Origin of the sequence: Anaerocolumna sedimenticola, assembly GCF_009931695.1 — a bacterium.
Taxonomy (GTDB): Bacteria; Bacillota; Clostridia; order Lachnospirales; family Lachnospiraceae; genus Anaerocolumna; species Anaerocolumna sedimenticola.
In genome coordinates this window covers 1,926,561-1,946,038 of the sequence record NZ_CP048000.1, presented here as the reverse complement: position 1 = coordinate 1,946,038, position 19,478 = coordinate 1,926,561, and the positions used below count along the sequence as shown (strand labels likewise).

11 protein-coding genes and 3 pseudogenes are annotated in these 19,478 nt (G+C 39.0%); 1 reads left to right on the top strand and 13 read right to left on the bottom strand.

The features are described from left to right. From Ana3638_RS08640 to Ana3638_RS08600, 9 genes are all read right to left on the bottom strand, one after another. Window positions 1-897, bottom strand: coding sequence for a carbohydrate ABC transporter permease (locus Ana3638_RS08640; RefSeq protein WP_161837659.1), 897 nt, complete (start codon window positions 895-897; stop codon window positions 1-3). Between the two features lie 4 nt (window positions 898-901). Further along, window positions 902-1,783 (bottom strand): carbohydrate ABC transporter permease, encoded by an 882-nt coding sequence (locus Ana3638_RS08635; protein ID WP_161837658.1) that lies wholly within the window; start codon window positions 1,781-1,783, stop codon window positions 902-904. 151 nt (window positions 1,784-1,934) lie between these two features. Further along, a complete protein-coding gene (locus tag Ana3638_RS08630; RefSeq protein WP_161837657.1) occupies window positions 1,935-3,290 on the bottom strand; it encodes an ABC transporter substrate-binding protein in 1,356 nt (451 codons plus the stop codon). A 117-nt stretch (window positions 3,291-3,407) separates the two neighbouring features. Further along, complete coding sequence (locus Ana3638_RS08625; protein ID WP_161837656.1) at window positions 3,408-3,989, bottom strand: hypothetical protein; 582 nt, start codon at window positions 3,987-3,989, stop codon at window positions 3,408-3,410. A gap of 1,293 nt (window positions 3,990-5,282) precedes the next feature. Further along, on the bottom strand, window positions 5,283-6,068 hold the full coding sequence (locus tag Ana3638_RS08620; RefSeq protein WP_246240917.1) for a carbohydrate ABC transporter permease: 786 nt from the start codon (window positions 6,066-6,068) through the stop codon (window positions 5,283-5,285). Window positions 6,069-6,080: 12 nt separating this feature from the next. Next, window positions 6,081-7,022 (bottom strand): ABC transporter permease, encoded by a 942-nt coding sequence (locus Ana3638_RS08615; protein WP_246240914.1) that lies wholly within the window; start codon window positions 7,020-7,022, stop codon window positions 6,081-6,083. A 63-nt stretch (window positions 7,023-7,085) separates the two neighbouring features. Further along, entirely contained in the window at window positions 7,086-8,840 is a 1,755-nt protein-coding gene (locus Ana3638_RS08610) for an extracellular solute-binding protein (RefSeq protein WP_161837654.1), read from the bottom strand. A 347-nt stretch (window positions 8,841-9,187) separates the two neighbouring features. Further along, window positions 9,188-10,336 (bottom strand): LacI family DNA-binding transcriptional regulator, encoded by a 1,149-nt coding sequence (locus Ana3638_RS08605; RefSeq protein WP_161837653.1) that lies wholly within the window; start codon window positions 10,334-10,336, stop codon window positions 9,188-9,190. Between the two features lie 283 nt (window positions 10,337-10,619). Beyond that, entirely contained in the window at window positions 10,620-10,862 is a 243-nt protein-coding gene (locus tag Ana3638_RS08600; RefSeq protein ID WP_161837652.1) for a hypothetical protein, read from the bottom strand. Window positions 10,863-10,908: 46 nt separating this feature from the next. On the opposite strand from Ana3638_RS08600, the pseudogene Ana3638_RS27240 reads away from it, so the two are divergent. Beyond that, window positions 10,909-11,661, top strand: a pseudogene (locus tag Ana3638_RS27240) (IS4 family transposase); the annotation flags it as partial. A 22-nt stretch (window positions 11,662-11,683) separates the two neighbouring features. Here the strand turns inward: Ana3638_RS27240 and Ana3638_RS26745 are convergent. The 4 genes and pseudogenes from Ana3638_RS26745 to Ana3638_RS26740 form a co-directional block, all read right to left on the bottom strand. Then, window positions 11,684-12,295: pseudogene (locus tag Ana3638_RS26745) on the bottom strand (alpha-N-arabinofuranosidase); the annotation flags it as partial. 1,585 nt (window positions 12,296-13,880) lie between these two features. Further along, window positions 13,881-14,957, bottom strand: coding sequence for an NHL domain-containing protein (locus tag Ana3638_RS08595; protein ID WP_161837651.1), 1,077 nt, complete (start codon window positions 14,955-14,957; stop codon window positions 13,881-13,883). Between the two features lie 347 nt (window positions 14,958-15,304). Next, window positions 15,305-17,926: a pyruvate, phosphate dikinase gene (ppdK, locus tag Ana3638_RS08590; protein ID WP_161837650.1), complete on the bottom strand. Its 2,622-nt coding sequence runs from the start codon at window positions 17,924-17,926 to the stop codon at window positions 15,305-15,307. 103 nt (window positions 17,927-18,029) lie between these two features. Further along, window positions 18,030-19,417: pseudogene (locus Ana3638_RS26740) on the bottom strand (glycine--tRNA ligase). Between the last annotated feature and the right edge of the window lie 61 nt (window positions 19,418-19,478).

Genomic DNA, 19,478 nt, shown 5'->3' with positions numbered 1-19,478 from the left:
CTAGCCCTTGATTGCTCCTGCAATGAAGCTATCCTGTATCTTCTTGCTAAAGAATATGTAGAATATGAGCGTTGGGAACGTTGCTAAAACCAACGCTGCACCAATAGGTCCCCAATTCTGCGCATACGTTCCGGAAAGACCTTGTATAGCGACAGGTAGTGTTTTGTGCGCAGAATCACTAATAAAGACAGTTGCAAACATCAACTCGTTCCAGCACTGCAGGAACGTATAAATTGACACCGTTGCTACAGCCGGCTTCATCAGCGGTACTATGATTCGGAAGAAAATACCCCATGTATTGCAGCCATCGATACACGCTGCCTCATCAAGATCTATGGGCAATTCTTGCATGAAACCTGTGCAAATAAGTATCCCCATCGCCAATGAAAAGGCAGAGTATGGAATAATTAGAGAAACATACTTATTGAGCATATCCATTTTGGAAAGAATGACATAGATAGGCACGATTGCCGCATGAATAGGAATCGTCAAGCCAAGCATAAAAAATGCGTTCATTTGCTTCCTTCCCTTCCAAATAAATCTTGTCAGGGCAAAAGTCGCCATAAGTGAAAACATCATAACTATTGAAATGGTCACAACGGCAATAATGGTACTATTTATGAAATATTTACCAATATGCCCATCCCTCATTGCCTGCTCATAATTTGACCACAGCCACTCTCTCGGAAGACCGGCAATATTACTGCCAAATATTTCCTCGTTTCCCTTGAGGGAAAAGGTAAACATCCAATAGACGGGGAACAGGTTAATAAGCGCCCATATACCAAATACTATGTATACCCAAATCTCTTTGCCCTTAATTCCTTTATTCTGGAAAGACTTATCCTGAGGTCTGGATTTCTTATTCTGATTCAGAAAGATATCACCTTGTTTCATGTTGTTAATCCTCCTTATCCTTAAATATGCGGCCAATAATCAAAGCAAATGCGAAGCATAAAATGATGAGAAGGAGAGCAATCGTACTGCCCATACCATATCTATTACGCAGGAACAACATACTTATCATCAGCGTACTGGGCACTTCCGTTGCGTGTAACGGTCCGCCATTTGTTAAAACATAAATTAAGTCAAAAGACTTAAGGGAGCCTGTAACAGCGAAGATAGTGCTTATCTTCAGTATAGGCTTTATGTACGGTAAAATAATATAACGGTTTACCTGTCCCTCTCTTGCTCCATCAATCATTGCTGCCTCACGATACTCGGGAGGAACACTCTTGATACCTGCAAACATTAGCAGCATATGATAACCGACAAACTGCCATAAAACAGGTACGAAAACAGCACCGAGTGCGGTAGCTTTTTCTCCAAGCCAAATCTTTGCCAAACTATCCAGACCAAGAGATCTCAGCATTACATTAAGTAAACCATAGGATGGATTGTAAATCTTTAGCCAGAGCTGACCGATAACAACCGTCGATATAAGAACGGGCATAAAATAAATTGAAAGGAAACCTCGTTCCCCCTTTCTTCCCTTGCCGAGAAGAAGTGCAAGCCCTAACGCAAGAGGCAATTGAAGCGCTACCGAAAGCAGTGCCAAAAGCAGAGCATTACCCATAGCCTTTACAAAGCCTATCGAGTTGCTGGTAAACAGTTCCCTATAATTTTCTAATCCAATGAAAGTCTTTGTTCCAAAGCCGTTCCAATCAAAAAAACTGTAATAGCCCGATATAAATATCGGTGCAACAAGAATGAGAAAAAAAAGTAGCAGCGCAGGGAGAATAAAAAGAATAATTGTTAGTTTATTACTATATAGTTTTTTCATCTTGATTCCTTCCCTAATAGATAAGAAGCGGTTCCCAAATGATTTTGATCCAGACAATCGTTGGGAAACCGCTTCTTGCTTTATCAAATCAGAGCCTAATAGCTCAACAGCTCTTATTCATGTTTCTTAAATTATCATATACTTCTCAGAATTATTTTTTAAGGTCCTTATCAAGACCTTCAACAAATGCCTTACCATCAATTGCAGAAGCATAAATCTGGCTAACATAGTCAAGATAAATGTTTGCATTATCAGCAGACTGAATACCATCACCAAACAGAACACTCTGTTTTGAATTATTCATAATTTCAGCAACTGACAGTGTCAGAGGGTTGACGGATGAATAGTCACCATTAGGATCTTGTGTCCATGCTGGAAGTCCATTACCATCAAGGTAACCATATTTGCAAACACTCTTAGCAAGTTCAAATGCGGCCATTGCAGCAATCTCAGGACTCTTAGAACTAGCTGAAACAGCAAGTGAATCACTAGGACCTCCAATGAGCTCGCCCAGCTGAGACTTGGTAGAATCAATAACCGGGAACTCAGCAACCTGAACCTTATCCGCTATATCAACAAAACTTGCACAGTTCCATGTACCATTAATATAGAATGCGTACTTTCCTGCTATGAAGTTTGCTTTCACCTCATCATTACTAAGTGCAATTCCTTCCGGATCAAAATACTGCTTTTTAATCATTTCCTGGAAACTATCAACTGCCTTGATAACACCCTCGTTATTCCATGGAGTTTTGCCAAGATACATATCGGTAAGTGCGGCAGCACCAACACTCTTCTCGATAATAGACTCAAGATACTCGGTAACACACCAGGTCTCTTTCCCTGAACAGCCAAAAGGAATAATTCCCTTTGCAACAAGAGCATCACAGCAAGCCAACAGTTCTTCGTATGTACCAGGAACTTTATCGAAACCTGCTTGTTTGAGAAGTTCCATATTAGCGAACATAGCAACGGCGTTGTAATTTGTTGGTACGGCATAAAGCTTTCCGTCAAATTTGTGGTTTGTCAACACTTTATCAGGCAATTCAGAAGAATAATTAGCATAGACATCATCTAAGCCATAAACACGACCAGCATCAACAAATTCTCTAAGGAAACCGCCTCCCCATGTGAAGAAGATATCTGGCAATTCATTTGCTGCTACTGCTGCCTTAATCTTTGTCTTATAATCCTGGTTTTGGGTAGCTTCCCATTTGAGGTTGATATCCGGATGTGCTTTCTGGAAATCAGCGATGGCAGTTTCATAAGCATGACGATTTGAATCGCTCTCTACTGCTATACACCACATAGTGAGGTTGGTAGGCTCACTCTTGCTTACATCCGGTGCTTCGGTTGCTGCAGGTGTTTCAGTTGCTTCAGTTGCGGTTGCAGCTTCGGTTGCTGCAGGTGCAGTATTGTCGGTAGATGTGCTGGAATCTTTTTTTCCACATGCAGCGAGAGATACAAGCATCATCATAGTCATTAATAACGCAATAACTTTTTTCATTATGCTCCTCCTATAAAATAATTTTATTTATGTTAATGTGATATGATCCTGTGTATCTTGGAAGCATCCGGATTTCTGCCGTATGTCTCCTAAGTCCAAATCACATTTCCATCCCTGTTATTCGTTGCTTGTTTTAACCATTGGCCACGGATATTCTAACTGCAGCTTACTATCGCCTAACTGAAGAAAATAGCACACTGTATCCTCAAAATGATCATTGTAAACAAGCTTGATGGTCGATTTCTCATCATCTATTGTATAGTTGCCGGGAAAAAAACCATCCTCCAAAAATGTTCCTGCCTCAGTAAAGGAGTAAGACCAGTTTTTATCTGCGCATGACCATTCACCTACCAGCCCATGAGGCTCCCCCTTACCACTAAAGGTATATGTATTATTGCTATATAGGTACATTCCCTCGTCATCAAGCAAATAGCGAAGCTTTATTGTCTTATCGTCTTTATCCTTTAGCTTAATAAATTGACTGTCACATTCGAAAGAATAATCCTTGCCTTCATACTGTGCGGTACCATCTTTATGAAATACTGCTATAGCCGTCTCTTTATCGTGTGTATAAGCCCAACTGCCGCATATCCCCTTTGCTTCGTTCGATTTAGCGGTGGCATTCTTACCACATGCTGTCGTCAACAGCATTATGAGCACAATAACCAAAAAAGTTGGCAGAAATTTAACTATTTTCATGCAATTCCCTCTTTCTTGTTTCATTATATAGTTATCTATCTAGAATTTAAATGTAATATATTTACTTCATCAAGCACTATTTTTACCATTTTTGCCAATTTATATTTTTTTAATTTAGTTTTATGCCTAGGATTGTTTATTACCCGGTAGGAGGGAGTAAGCAGCTTCCGTCCTCACAGTTAAGTAAGCAAGAGGAATCTCACCTCAAACTTCTTCGAGCAAGATACAGTATTTAAACCCAGGAGTATCAACTAATATAATTTTCCTTAGCCTCTCAGTATTGATAAATATGAAAATCTTTTGCATTATATAAATTTTTGGTTATCTTTCGGCCATCTTCGGCAGTCATTGTTATTTTTCGCTCATAATCCCCCAAAATATAGCACCCTACCATTTTCATATGATAGAGTGCTGTATTTTGAATTTTTGATATACAAATATATACTTCAACAGTTAAATATCATTCGGCACTACGACAGCCTATATTAACAACAGCCCTTACGGACTGCTTTTCTGTATTTTAAAACTATTTATTATTCAGAACAGCCTGTGTAGACCCCAATGAAAACATAGCTACCAATTTTCTTCGAAGCCAAAACTTAAGCTTGCTATTTCAAGTATTTTTATTGTCTTTAGTTAAATATATTTACAATCCGCTTTTCGAACTTGTGTTCTCATTTTAATTATGGTATAGTTTACCTAAGCAGTAGCCATAACTGCCGGCCATCGTATATAGGGTGGTTGACCTTCATTCTACATAGAATGGAGGAGATGCGTATGAATAATAAGTTTGATTTTAAATACTTAATACAATTTGGAATGTTCATTATTGCATTACTGACATTTATTTAATATGACTCTAACTTAAAAAACCTTCCCTGTACTTTGACCGGTTCAGGAAGGTTTTTTACTTTTTTCTACTGGTCAACCACCCTGTGGCGATTGCCTTTTCTAATTGCATTATAACAGATTATCTAAAAATAGCAAGAGCTAAACTTAACTTCGACATTCTGCTCTCATTCCGCTCTTGAAATAAACGTATTTGTTCGCAACTGAAGACAGTTATATTAAGCTAATTCTATTTTGTCTTTAACAAGGAGATAAATCTCATCCAACATCCTCTTATAATTTAAACGTAAGCTTATGGATCGTTTTGTCTTGTAATAAGAAATTACTCTTTTACGCCGCCGATAGTCAAACCAGAGACAAAGTACCGTTGCAAAAATGGATACACACATAATATTGGTACAGCAGACACAATGGTAATCGCGGCACGTAAAGCCAGCGGCGTCGTTACCTGCCCCCTTGACCGGCTATTGCCGCTGCGCCTGCCATACCGCCTTGATTCGTTCCTGCGTTCATTGCGCTTGCCAGTAGTTTCTGCAACTCGTATTGAAGCGTGGACAGCTTTTGATCCCCTGAGTTATACAGAAGCGTATCCATCCAACTATTCCAGCTGCCTACAGCTACGAAAAGTGCAATAACCGCAAGCGTTGGCTTGCACAGTGGCATAATGATACGCCACCATATAAGGAAATGTCCCGCACCATCAATCTTGGCAGACTCCGTAAGCGAATCGGGGATTGATTTCATATATGTTCGTATAACAATGAGGTTGAACGCACTGATGATATTTGGTACCCAATAAGCCTGAAATGTATTCAACATATTCATATCCTTTATCAATAAATAATTCGGGATAAGACCAGCGTTAAAGTACATTGTCAACACGAATATAATCGTAATCGGCTTTCTTAAGAAAAACTCGTTCCGACTAAGTGCATATGCAAGCATAGATGTAAATAAAATATTTGTAAGCACAATGACTATCGTCTTTGTCACGCTAGTAAAAAATGCATCATAAATCGTGTACATATGAAAGACAATATCATAATTCTTTAGTGAGAACATTCTCGGCCATATAGTAATTCCGCCTTTTATCGCATCCAGTCCGTCATTAAAGGAAATCGCCAGTGTATTCAGTAGCGGATAAATCATAAATGCAGACAATAATAAAAGAATGCCTGAATTTAATATTGTGAATATAATTTTCTCTGGTTTCCACCTCTTAATTTTCACTCGTTTGCCTCCTTACACCAGTGTTTCTTCGCCAAGCCGCCCGGCAATATAGTTGACCAGGCCAACGATACCAATGCCTACAATTGTCTTAAAGATACCTGCCACAACAGCCAAGCTGTAATTTCCCATCTGATAGCCATATCGCATAACAAATACATCGATTGTTTCTGATTTTTCCACTACCAGTCCGTTACCTAAGAAATATGGAATTTCAAACCCTGCCTCTAAAATGTAACCCGTAGACATAATCAACAGTATGACGATGGTTGGTCGAATGCTCGGAAGTGTAATGTTCCATATTTTTCTATAGCGACCTGCGCCATCCATATCCGCCGCTTCGTAAAGCGTCGGGTCTATGGCTGTCATAGCTGCCATATACAAGATAGTATTCCAACCTAATTCCTTCCATAGATTACTACCTGCAGCGATGCCCCAAAAATATCCGGGTTTCGCAAGGAACTGTATCGGCTGGTCAATAATATGCAACGCCATGAGAATAGAGTTGATAAATCCGCCGGCGCTTGGTTCAGAGAGTGCAACTGAAACAATGCCTGCCACAATAATCCAGCTAAGAAAGTGTGGCATATAAGTAATATTTTGAATGACTCGCTTAAACGCCACGTTTTTTACCTCGTTCAACATGAGTGACAGCAGAATCGCTAATATCGTACCAAGGAGCAATGTCAGTATGCTCTGCCCCAGTGTGTTTACAATATCCCGCGTGAATCGCTCACCCATAACGCCCGTAAACAACTTCTTAAAATTGGAAAATCCAACCCATTTCTGATCCCACAGACCGCGCCCCGGCTTATAGTCCTGGAATGCGATAGACCAACCGTATATCGGTACATACCTGAACAAAATCTGATATAATAATAACGGTACACTCATGATGAGCAAGGCTTTCTGGGAACAGATGGTAGCCCGCACACTTTTTTTTCTTTTATGATTCAATCTGGCACCTCCCACAAAATTGGGGGGCATTGAATCCCCCATAGTCTTACATAAATTTAGTGATTACTTCCAGTTTTTAATACGTTCCTGAATGCCTGCGTTTATAGCATCTTCATACACCTTTACATCCACTTTCTTTATGGTATCAACATATTTAGTCCAGTTACTTTCGAAGTCATCTACTGAACCCGTAATTGCTTTTGGCAAATACTGCACTCCCGCATCAGTAAGCTGTTGGTTAACCTCAGTGGCATCGTCACTCAGTGTGATATTCCAACATGGATAATACACTGGATTTTCAGGCGGGCTGTTCACGAACTGACGCCATGTCTGCTTGCCATAGGCTTTCATGAAAGCCTTATCATAATCGCTTAATGTATCATAGAATTCAGTAGGTTGGTCATCCGGGCTGTAGGCATTACCGTCGGTGTACTGCCCATTGTGCTTTGGCAATAAATCAAGTAACGCAGTTAACCTGTTGCTGGAACGCCATGTCAAATCCTTGTAGTTAATTCGTTGCTGCTCCGTACGGTAAAACTTGCCATCGCTGTCAACTTCATAGTCTTCTCCTTCAATACCCCATGACAAAACCTTTTGCCAAGGCTCGCTCAGCATCAAATCTACGAATTTAAGTGCAGTCTCAGGCTGTTTGCTGGATACTGATACACCGAAGCCCTGATTTGTATTCATAACATCCCGGTCTGCATAGTATGGCTCCGCACCGGGATATACCGGCATAACCGGAGCATACGTGCGTTCATCCATTTTGGCACCTTGTAAAGACTGTGTAGCAGTCTGGAAGTTCCAATACTGGTCATGCATACCAAGTACAGTGCCTGTTGCAATTTTCGCAATATATTGGTCAAAATTCTCTGTGAAAGATTCAGGGTCTACTATACCCTTTGCATACTCAGCATTCAAAATCTTGAAGTAGTCGTGTGCAATCGGCTTGTCGGCATAAATCGTCGCAACATTATTACTGTCAACGATAACGCCACCGTTGTTTGGATTACCCGCAAGGAAGTTCGGAGCGTTCGTCATACCCCATTCTCGTCCGGTAGAGGCAAGAACTGCAAAGCCTACCGTCTTCTGACCGTTAATCTCCGGATATTTTGCCTTGTAATCTTCAATCAATTTGAAATATTGTTCAAGCGTAATGTTGGTAAGGTCTGGGTAACCGGCATCCTCAAGAACAGCCTTCTGAATCCAGAATGCTGTACCCCAGTGTATACCGCCGGTGATCTCACCATAAAAACGATTATAGTTCGGGATTATGTATAGTCCTGGATCCACCTCGCTGCCGCTATAACTCATCTTTTTAATATATGGATCCACGTGTGTTTTAAGATTTGGATAATTGCCTGTAGCAAGGAGATCATCCAGTTTGATCAGTGCACCACCTTCCAGAAGACGCATCTTTAAATCTGTTGTGCCAACCAGGTCAGGATATTCACCACCTGCTAACATAACGCCGATTTTCTGGTCAGCGTTGTCCGGAGAAACTATTTCATAGTTGATTGTTACACCCAATTTGTCTTTAAGTAATTTGGTGATCTTGTTGTCAGGTGCAGGTGCCTGCTCGGCGGTCATCAACCACACCGAAAGTGTTGTTTCCTTGTCGGGTGTAAGTACGCCGGATGGATCGGCAAGCGGATCTGTTGTAGCAGGTGTTTCAGTTGTAGCAGGTGTTTCAGTTGTGCCAGGTGCATTCGTTACGGAACCTGGAGCCTTCGTCGGCTCAGCATCCTTTTTGCATGCTACAGCGGTAAGCATTACTACAAGAACCATAGCAAGCGCTAAAATTTTCTTTACTTTCATATAATCTCCTCCTCTTAGTTTTAGTAAATCATTTCTTTGATTTTAAATATATGTAATTCTATACATATATAACACAATTAATTTAACTTTTTTATGCAATATTGTCAAATATCAGAAACATGTACCTATGTACATATATTTATGATTATGAATATTGTCTGGGATGTTACTGGCAGACACCACATTCTCAAGCACTGTAACCATCGCACCCGCCCTCGAGACATCACCATGCCCGAAAAAGCGGTATACAGATAGATATGTTCTCTTTCTATAAATACACCCGGATCGAATTGTGGTTCATCGTCTTCGCGTTCTCAAAGACGCGTCCCATCGGGATAATGCAGTATTTAAAGGTCGCTTGATTTGGGGCAAATTACCCTCCTCATACCGTCTTTACTCTCACGCACAGCAATTGTTTTGACCGTTTCGCCCTCAAGTATTTTTGGCGAAGTCCAATTTCTATACTTTGGATTTTTGTTCTCCAAAATATCTATCATAACATCAGTGACAAGAGTGCCAATGTTTTCTGGGTCGATAGATACCGTTGTTACCTTTTTTTCAAGCCATTCCCGTAAATAAATACCGTCTATACCCATAATTGAAATGTCCTCGGGTATACACAAACCACTCTTTTCCACACCTCGGATAAAACCATACGCCATGTCATCGTTAAAGCACAACAAAGCAGTTGCTGGGTTTTTACTTTCCAAGTATTTCTTCGCCGCTCTTTTACCCATATTGAAGGATGAATAATTTGCATAATTATCATCCGAAGGTTGTAATATGAGCGGTGGGTCAGGGTGATTAATATGCATATTATCGGTATCATCAATTTCCGCTCGTACAACGAGTTCTTCTAAGTTCATATTTATTTCGAAATCTTGTTTAATTTGATTCATTCGCGCTTTCCATAACTGATACCGTATTTCGCTATGCTTCCCCCTCTCAGGTAAAACCATCCCAATTCTCCGATGCCCTTTTTCCAAAAAATAATCGATTGCTATGTTGACTACCTTATAATTATCAATAATGACTTCATGAACAGGATGAGAAAACGTGAAATTCGCATCATTTGTGGCAACAACTACTGGCAAAAGATAATTGAAGCCAACTGTGTTGATATAATTTTCTGCTATATAATCCAAAGAAAACATAACGCCATCAACCATATGTCTCCTAATTTTATCGAAGTCGCAATTAATGTCCAGAAATATCGAATAACCCCGCTTATAAGCAGCCCTTGTTGCCCCATTAAAAAATTGAAGGTTGTACGGCGCAGTTATTTCGTTTTGATAGAGAATGAGTTGCCTTGTCTTTTGTCTATACAACGACAATGCGATGGGGTTAGGGTTATAACCCATGTTTCTTGCCACCTCCAAGATTCGCTCTTTAACCTCTTTTTTGACGTAACCCGAATTATTTATAGCACGGCTTACCGAAGCTACCGACACACCTGCTGCTTCTGCAACATCTGCCCTTGTAACTACCCTCTTCATCTTATTTATCCTCCCTTCGTTTTTTGGCTCTCAATGGCGCGTGTTTTTTAAGCCTCGTACCTCAACAAAAGACACGTATAGGCCACACATACCGTTAACTAAATTACTAAAACTTCACACTTGAATCAATGCCTTTGCACCAGTCGGGTAGACATACCCCTTCACAGAACCGGACGTGCGATTTTCCCGCATCCGGCTTTTCACAAAATTAATTGTTAACAATTATTCAGAGTAAACACTGACATATGTCTTCGGTTCAGCTAACGGGTATACTTTCAGCATGTTAGCATATCTGCTGTGAGCACAATAGTGGATAAAGCTCGTTTTCATAGCTGCGCTTTTTGCACCATTCATCGCAAAGCTCCCAGGAAATCATTTTAACTGTAAGGTGGTTTTGGACAAAGAACATGTCTATTCGCTGGAAGCTGGCTGCTTCTGCATCATAGGAGAAACCAAGTGCTTTTTTGACTTCTACCAGATCCTGGAACTCGGTTTTGAAAATACTGCAATAAGTAGGATTATTCATAAGCAAAAGCCTCCGGTGTCAACACGTATTCTCCTAGTGAACACGCAAGCATGCCTATCGCTTTGGACTTCGTATGTTGACACTTGGATGATCAGACGGAAGTACATTTTTGCCGATTAACAGCATTCTGTAAACTTCAGAAAAACAGAAAAAGAGAATAAAATGAAGCAAATATACTGGACAAAAGGACAGCAGGATATAAACGTCGCAAGCTTTCTATGACCAAAGGAACAAAAGCTATGCTAGAACTTCTGGAATCCGCTAAGGCGGCAGCTATTCCAGCAAAATGTTCTCTTTGACAGCTGGTTTACATCGCCCAATACCATTCATGCAGTAAAAAAAATCGGCTACGAATGGTGAATAAAACGCCAAAAGTGTTTTTCCGTTACAACAACAACGATATGTCATTTCCGAAATTTACAAGCAGAATAAAAAGCGTCGTGGTAAATCACGGTTTCTTTTATCTGTAATGGTGGATGTCATCAAAGATGGTGAATTCATACGGCCAAGGTGGTTTATGTCCGAAACAAAAACAACCGCAAGGAATATCTCTGTTTAATTTCTATAGATATAATAATAGAAGAGGATGAAATCATCCGTGTTTTATGGCAAACGATGGGATATGGAAGTTTTCTTTAATGTCTGCAAAAGCTATCTCAGACTCAGTAAAGAATGCCATTCTCTTTCTTATGATGCAATAACTGCCCATGTAGCAGTTGTTTTCACCAGATATATAATGTTATCCATAGAAAACCGGGAGTTAAAAGACGAATGTTCTCTTGGTGAGTTATTTTTATATATTGTTATCAAAAATCGTTGCACTTCCTATAGCGTCTGTTGTCGCCGAAATTACGGCAATACGTCTGAAAACGACGGTATTCATCGGAGTAATATTCTGCCCGAATATTTCCACCACCACCCCAGTTTTCATTTCCGATGCCAAAATATTTGAGTATCCAAGGCTCAACCCTGCTATTTTTAGATCGCAAATCTGACATTGGCGAAATACCTTTAAATGTTATGTATTCAATCCATTCGGACATCTCTTGAACCGTGCCTCTACCGAGATTGCCAGTAATATACGGCTCGCATTCCAGCTGTTAACACAATTCAGGAAACTCGTGTGTTCCAAAACTATTATCTTAAACACCCAGTGATGCATTTATCATCTTCTTGCGAGTGTTACCATTGCCGTCTTTCCAATGGTATTCGTCAGTAAAATCAACCACCAGGCCAGCGAAGAATAGGGTTTTTGATATTCTTCAACGCTTCTGCAACATCGTTACGTACTCCATTTGTGTTAGGAATTGTCGAGTCTTTACCCACAAACAAACCGCCTAGATGCAACGCCCGAGGTGCTCTGAAAAATGACCGTATATATTACGGTTAATCTTTCCAATAATAACATTAGTATCAATAATTAATTTAGCCATATTATCCTCCCCAAAAATGAGTGCATTTATTTGTTATTATCACTTATTGGAAAGAGATTATCAATATTCAATAATATGTACACGGTACATATATTGGTCCTTATACAGTAACAAATTTATTACCAATGTAACATGTTGTAAATAATCTCCGTAAAAACTTATTAACTTACCGGCGATTTATAAGACCAACCAGTAATTCTTTCTGAACCATTTTTGATATTGTCTTAAGTAACCGTATACGATTATGTCCCAAAAGAATAATCTATGTTATACTATATCCTCATGACTTACAGATGAGGAGGCGTTATGAGAAAGGTCATTTTAACTATGAATGAAGAAAAACGTTTTGAAGTAATTAAGAAGTTAGTAGACACAAACGGAAATAAAAAAATGCTGCTCTGAAGTTTGGCTGCAGTGAAAGACATATCAACAGAATGATTGCCGGATACAAACGAGATGGAAAGTCTTTTTTTATACATGGAAACAGAGGCCGTACTCCTGCTCACGCCCTCTCTAAAGAAACCAGACAGATCATTCTCAATTTATATCGAAATAAGTATTTCGATACGAATTTTACTCATTGTACAGAGCTTCTAATGAAGTATGAAGGGATTTCCATTTTTGTTTCTACAACGCTAAGTTTGCACTAGATGTCAATCTTATCAAATCTGTCTAATAACGCAAAAAATTCCATATTAACTAATCTTTTAATTGATATGGAATTTATATTTACGTCTAAGTTAAAACTCGAACCTCCTTACGGAGAATTTCTTATCTTACTTATTATTCAGAACAGCCTGTGCTGCAGTGGTTCACAGGTGAGCAATAAATAACGAAGGTTATATAGAATATCCCATCTATAGCTTCCCATAGTCCGTCTTTATCAATTACATGTTAAATGCAGTCAATTTCTTAATATATCCCGGTTTAGATCCAGAAGCATCATAACAATAAATCATGTTGATATATGCAATAACATATGTTTCAAATAACATATGTTATTGCATATGGATGTACACTTATGACAATTCAATCAGCAATATTAGGCATACTAAGTTGGAAGTCCGCAACTGGATATGAATTAAAAAAAAATTTATAAACTATGGTATAAAAACTACAACCATTATCCCTCAAGAGATAATTCAAAAAGGTAGATTTAAAGAAATGGTTATGGATAAATCTGTTGCCAGGCATGGGTCACCTAATTGTTAATCAAGCAGACAGGATTCAAAAATTCTTAATAAATAACGAGTAAAATGTTTGTCAAGTTTTCAAGATACAAAAAAAATTCCATATCAATTAATCTCCTAATTGATACTTTTATTTATATCTCAGCGAGTTTAAACTCTCCTAACAGAGAATTTTTTGACTTACTTGTTAAATATCGACTTAAATGATATTAAAAATAAAAAGAATGAGACCCATATATCAACTTTTAAGTCAATATAAGGGTCTCTATCTCATTCTCAAGAAAAACTACGTTCTTCTCTCAGAGAATTTTTCATCTCACTTATTATTTAAAACGGCTTGTATGGCAGTGTTTCACTAGTGAGCAATGCAAAGAATCCATCCTCCTGCTTCTTAATTAAAACCTTACTACCCTCACAACATGATTCTCGAAATCATTAAAATATAGATTATTAGCTGAATCCATCCTTAATCCATGAACGCACAAGTTCGCGTTAAGCGCTTTCATATTATTTCCGCTGCACCCCTTTTCCCCATTACCTGCTATCGTATATACGATATCGTGTTTCAAATCTATCGCTCGAATACGGTAATGACCTGTATCCGCAATGATTATAATTCCATCCGAAGAGACTTCCACTGCATGAGGTGCTTCCATTCCTATTGTTCCCTTTTCATGAACAACCCGCCCAATATAACTACTTAAAACGCTTTCAAATTCAGTAATCGGACCGGGTATTCCTTTACCAACTATAGTTTTTATCACTTTCGTTTCGGCATCTATCCTCCTAACAGCAAAATTTAAGCTATCCATAACATAAATATTATCATATTTATCGATACCCAACCCATACACATCATTTATTTGTGCTTTATCAGCTATTTCTCCATCACCACTATAACCTTTCGTTCCTGTTCCAGCAAAGGTGGAAATAATCCCATCCAAATCAACCTTTCTTACTCTGTCATTTCTATAATCATTAAAATATACATTTCCCATCTTATCAACAACGACACCTGCAGGGCTGTTGAGCATTGCATCACATGCCTTAATACCATCACCATTATAACCAGCATCACCACATCCGGCAATTGTAGTTATAATACCCGTCCGACCATCAACCCTCCTTATGCGCTGGTTATAGGTATCAGCAATATATATATTTTCGAACTCGTCTACAAATACACCCTCCGGTCCGTTTAGCTTAGCATGTATTGCCAATCCCCCATCTCCATTAAAACCCTGCAAGCCACAACCAGCCACTGTTGTAATATGGTTCGTTATCGCATCTACTTTTCGAATTGTACTATTATGTATTTCTGCAATATAAATATTATCATCTTTATCAATTGCCAAACCTGCCGGTCCATTTAGTTGCGCTAAGTCCGCTTTTTCTCCATCTCCGCTGTAACCTGCTTTACCTGTTCCTGCAAAACTATATATTATGCCGTATGTATATTTTATTTCATGCATTTCATCACCCTCCCACTTAATTTTTTTAAAGTATATATCATTGAATATGACGTCAGTGTGTCATATTATCGAATAATCATCAATTTTCTATACATACCCGCACACTAATTTGAATTGATTTCTACGTATAAATAGTATTCGTTTCAACATACCAAAAAAAGACCCTTATATCAACCTTTCCAGTCAATATAAGGGTCTCTAACTCATTCTCAAGAAAAACTACGTTCTTCTCTCGTATAAATCTCATCTTATTTATTGTTTAATACAGCCTGTGTAAGCCCAAGCCGTCTTCCATAAGTGAAAAAGAGGACTCAATGTCCTCTTTCTCTCTTATTAGTATATATCAATTATTTATTGTTAAGAACGGCCTGTGCTGCAGCAAGTCTAGCGATCGGCACACGGAAAGGTGAGCAGGATACATAGTTAAGACCTACTTTGTGGCAGAATTCAACAGTTGAAGGATCTCCACCGTGTTCACCGCAGATACCAAGTTTGATGTTTGGTCTTGTCTTACGGCCTTTTTCTGCTGCCATCTGAACTAACTGGCCAACACCATCCTGATCAAGTCTTGCGAATGGATCGGATTCATAAATCTTGTTGGTGTAGTAAGCATCTAAGAATTTACCAGCGTCATCACGAGAGAAACCGAATGTCATCTGTGTTAAATCGTTCGTACCGAAGGAGAAGAATTCAGCTTCTTCAGCAATTTCGTTAGCAAGTAAAGCTGCACGAGGAATTTCGATCATAGTACCGATATGGTATTCGATATCAGATCCTTTTTCTTTCTTAACTGCTTCTGCTGTTTCAACTACAACGTCTTTAACGAATTTTAATTCTCTCTTTTCACCAACTAATGGAATCATGATTTCAGGAATAATGTCAAAACCTTTTTCCTGTTTAACTTCGATAGCTGCTTCCATAACGGCTCTTGTCTGCATCTTAGCGATTTCAGGATAAGTTACGGCAAGACGGCAGCCTCTGTGTCCCATCATAGGGTTGAATTCATGTAAAGAATCACAGGTTGCTTTTACTTCTTCTACAGAGAGACCCATGTCTTTTGCTAATGCAATGATATCATCTTCTTCTGTAGGTACGAATTCATGTAACGGAGGATCTAAGAAACGGATCGTAACCGGTCTTCCTTCCATAACTTCGTATAAACCTTTGAAATCTCCTTTTTGGAAAGGAATTAATTCATTAAGAGCAGCTTCTCTTGCTTCAACAGTTTTAGAAAGGATCATCTTTCTGATCTTAGGAATTCTGTCAGCATCAAAGAACATGTGCTCTGTACGGCAAAGACCAATACCTTCTGCACCAAATTTAACAGCGTTAGCTGCATCTGCAGGAGTATCTGCATTGGTTCTTACCTTTAATGTTCTGATTTCGTCAGCCCATGTCATAATTCTATCAAAGTTACCGCTGATAGCAGCTTCTACTGTAGGGATGTCTCCAATGTAGATGTTACCGGTTGAACCGTCAAGAGAGATGTAATCTCCTTCTTTTACAGTCTGTCCAGCGATAGTAAATACTTTAGCTTCTTCATCGATAACTATTTCACCGCAACCGGATACACAAGCAGTACCCATACCACGTGCAACAACGGCAGCGTGAGATGTCATACCACCACGTACAGTTAAGATACCCTCAGCTGCATGCATACCTTCGATATCTTCAGGTGATGTTTCAAGACGAACAAGAATAACTCTTTCGCCTTTTTCATGATAATTTTTAGCGTCTTCTGCAGTAAAGTATACTTTACCAGCTGCTGCACCAGGGGAAGCAGGAAGAGCTTTTCCAACAGGTTTAGCTGCTTTTAAAGCTTTAACATCAAATCCTGGATGTAATAACTGATCTAAAGATTTCGCTTCAATTCTTGCGATAGCCATTTCTTTTGTGATCTTTCCTTCATCAACTAAATCGCAAGCAATTTGAAGAGCTGCAGGAGCTGTTCTCTTACCATTACGTGTTTGTAAGAAATAAAGCTTCTTGTCTTCAATGGTGAATTCCATATCCTGCATATCTTTATAATGATTCTCAAGTAAAGTAGCAATTCTCATGAATTCCGTATAAACTTCCGGCATATCCTGTTCCAGTTTGGTAATCGGCTGAGGAGTTCTGATACCGGCAACAACGTCTTCACCTTGTGCATTGATTAAGTACTCACCATAAATCTTAGCTTCACCTGTGGATGGATTACGTGTAAATGCAACACCTGTACCTGAAGTATCGCCCATGTTACCGAATACCATGGCCTGAACGTTAACTGCTGTACCCCAATCTCCAGGAATATCATTCATTCTTCTATAGTAAATAGCACGAGGGTTGTCCCAGGAACGGAAAACTGCAGTTACAGCTTCGATTAACTGTTCTGTTGGTTCCTGAGGGAATTCTGTGCCTTTTTCTGCTTTGTATAATGCTTTAAATTGTGCAATTACGTCTTTTAAATCATCAGCAGTAAGTTCAGTGTCAAATTTAACACCTTTCTTTTCTTTGATTTCGTCTAATACTCTTTCAAATTTTGCTTTGCTGATTTCCATTACTACGTCAGAGAACATCTGAATAAATCTTCTGTATGAGTCATATGCAAATCTTGGGTTTCCAGTCTTCTTAGCAAAGCCTTCAACTGCAACGTCAGTTAAGCCTAAGTTAAGAATGGTATCCATCATACCAGGCATGGAAGCTCTAGCTCCTGAACGAACGGATACTAATAAAGGATTTTCAGTATCACCGAATTTCTTTCCCTGCTGTTCTTCAAGAATCTTTAAAGCATCAAAGATTTGTCCCTTTATTTCGTCTGTAATTTTCTTACCGCTGTTATAGTAGTCCGTACAAGCTTCAGTTGTTACGGTAAAGCCTTGAGGAATAGGAAGTCCTAAATTAGTCATTTCTGCTAAGTTAGCTCCTTTACCGCCAAGCAGATTTTTCATGTCTGCTTTACCTTCTTTAAACAAATATACCCATTTTGCCATTTTAGTAATAACCTCCTAAAATATTTCATAATTTTGACTTTCTAGTCGCCATTTAACATTATATCATAACTTTTCTAAATAAGGAAATAATTTTTTTCTTTTTTTAAAATTCAAATTTTTTCTCAAAATATGCCTTTAAATCAGCTATTTTAATTCTTTCCTGCTCCATGGTATCACGGTCACGAACAGTAACACTTTCATCAGTTTCCGATTCAAAGTCATAAGTAACACAGAATGGAGTACCAATTTCGTCCTGTCTTCTGTAACGTTTTCCGATGTTGCCTCTGTCATCGAATTCACAGTTATAGAATTTACTCAGTTCGGCATATATTTTCTCCGCTCCCTCGGATAACTTTTTGGAAAGAGGTAACACACCGATTTTTACCGGTGCCAAAGCAGGATGGAAATGAAGAACCGTACGAATGTCCCCTTCTCCGATTTCCTCTTCATCATAAGCTCCGCAAAGAAAAGCAAGCGTTACTCTGTCGGCGCCTAAGGATGGCTCAATAACATAAGGAACATATTTTATTTTCTTATCATCATCAAAATAGGATAAATCTTCTTTGGATACATTCTGATGCTGGGTTAAATCATAATCCGTTCTGTCTGCAATTCCCCATAATTCACCCCAACCAAAGGGGAAAAGGAATTCAATATCGGTTGTTGCTTTACTGTAGAAAGATAATTCGGCAGCTTCGTGGTCACGGACACGCATATCTTCTTCTTTCATTCCGAGTGTTTTTAACCAATCGATGCAGAATTGTTTCCAATACGCAAACCATTCTAAATCCGTATCCGGTTCACAGAAAAATTCCAACTCCATCTGCTCAAATTCCCTAGTTCTAAAAGTAAAATTACCGGGAGTAATTTCGTTACGGAAGGATTTACCGATTTGTCCGATACCAAAAGGGATTTTTTTCTGGATGTTCTAAGCACATTTTTGAAATTAACAAAGATACCCTGCGCGGTTTCCGGTCTCAAGTAAACAACATTCTTTGCATCCTCAGTAACTCCCTGAAAGGTTTTAAACATTAAGTTAAATTGACGAATATCAGTAAAATTATGTTTTCCACATGTCGGACAACTTATACTATGTTCTTCGATATATCTTGCCATTTCTTCATGGGACCACGCATCTACGGAACTTTCTAATGTAATACCATGATCATGGGCATAATCTTCAATTATTTTATCGGCACGGAATCTTTCATGACATTCTTTGCAATCCATAAGGGGATCAGAAAAACTTCCAAGGTGTCCGGAAGCTACCCAGGTTTGGGGATTCATTAGTATTGCACAGTCAACACCCACATTATAAGGGTTTTGCTGAATAAATTTTGACCACCAGGCTTTTTTTACATTATTCTTTAATTCAACGCCCAGATTGCCATAATCCCAGGTGTTTGCAAGACCACCGTAGATCTCGGATCCCGGGTATACAAATCCTCTCGCCTTTGCTAAGGCAACTATTTTTTCCATTGTCTTTTCCATCATTTCCTCCATTCTCTGAATCTGTGCTTAAATCCTGCAGGCACAAATTTCTGCCACTTAC

Excerpts from the sequence above, each read along its gene's own strand:
- Ana3638_RS08640 (WP_161837659.1), bottom strand. The coding sequence starts at position 897 with ATGAAACAAGGTGATATCTTTCTGAATCAGAATAAGAAATCCAGACCT.
- Ana3638_RS08635 (WP_161837658.1), bottom strand. The coding sequence starts at position 1,783 with ATGAAAAAACTATATAGTAATAAACTAACAATTATTCTTTTTATTCTC.
- Ana3638_RS08630 (WP_161837657.1), bottom strand. The coding sequence starts at position 3,290 with ATGAAAAAAGTTATTGCGTTATTAATGACTATGATGATGCTTGTATCT.
- Ana3638_RS08625 (WP_161837656.1), bottom strand. The coding sequence starts at position 3,989 with ATGAAAATAGTTAAATTTCTGCCAACTTTTTTGGTTATTGTGCTCATA.
- Ana3638_RS08610 (WP_161837654.1), bottom strand. The coding sequence starts at position 8,840 with ATGAAAGTAAAGAAAATTTTAGCGCTTGCTATGGTTCTTGTAGTAATG.
- Ana3638_RS08605 (WP_161837653.1), bottom strand. The coding sequence starts at position 10,336 with ATGAAGAGGGTAGTTACAAGGGCAGATGTTGCAGAAGCAGCAGGTGTG.
- Ana3638_RS08600 (WP_161837652.1), bottom strand. The coding sequence starts at position 10,862 with ATGAATAATCCTACTTATTGCAGTATTTTCAAAACCGAGTTCCAGGAT.
- Ana3638_RS08595 (WP_161837651.1), bottom strand. The coding sequence starts at position 14,957 with ATGCATGAAATAAAATATACATACGGCATAATATATAGTTTTGCAGGA.
- ppdK (WP_161837650.1), bottom strand. The coding sequence starts at position 17,926 with ATGGCAAAATGGGTATATTTGTTTAAAGAAGGTAAAGCAGACATGAAA.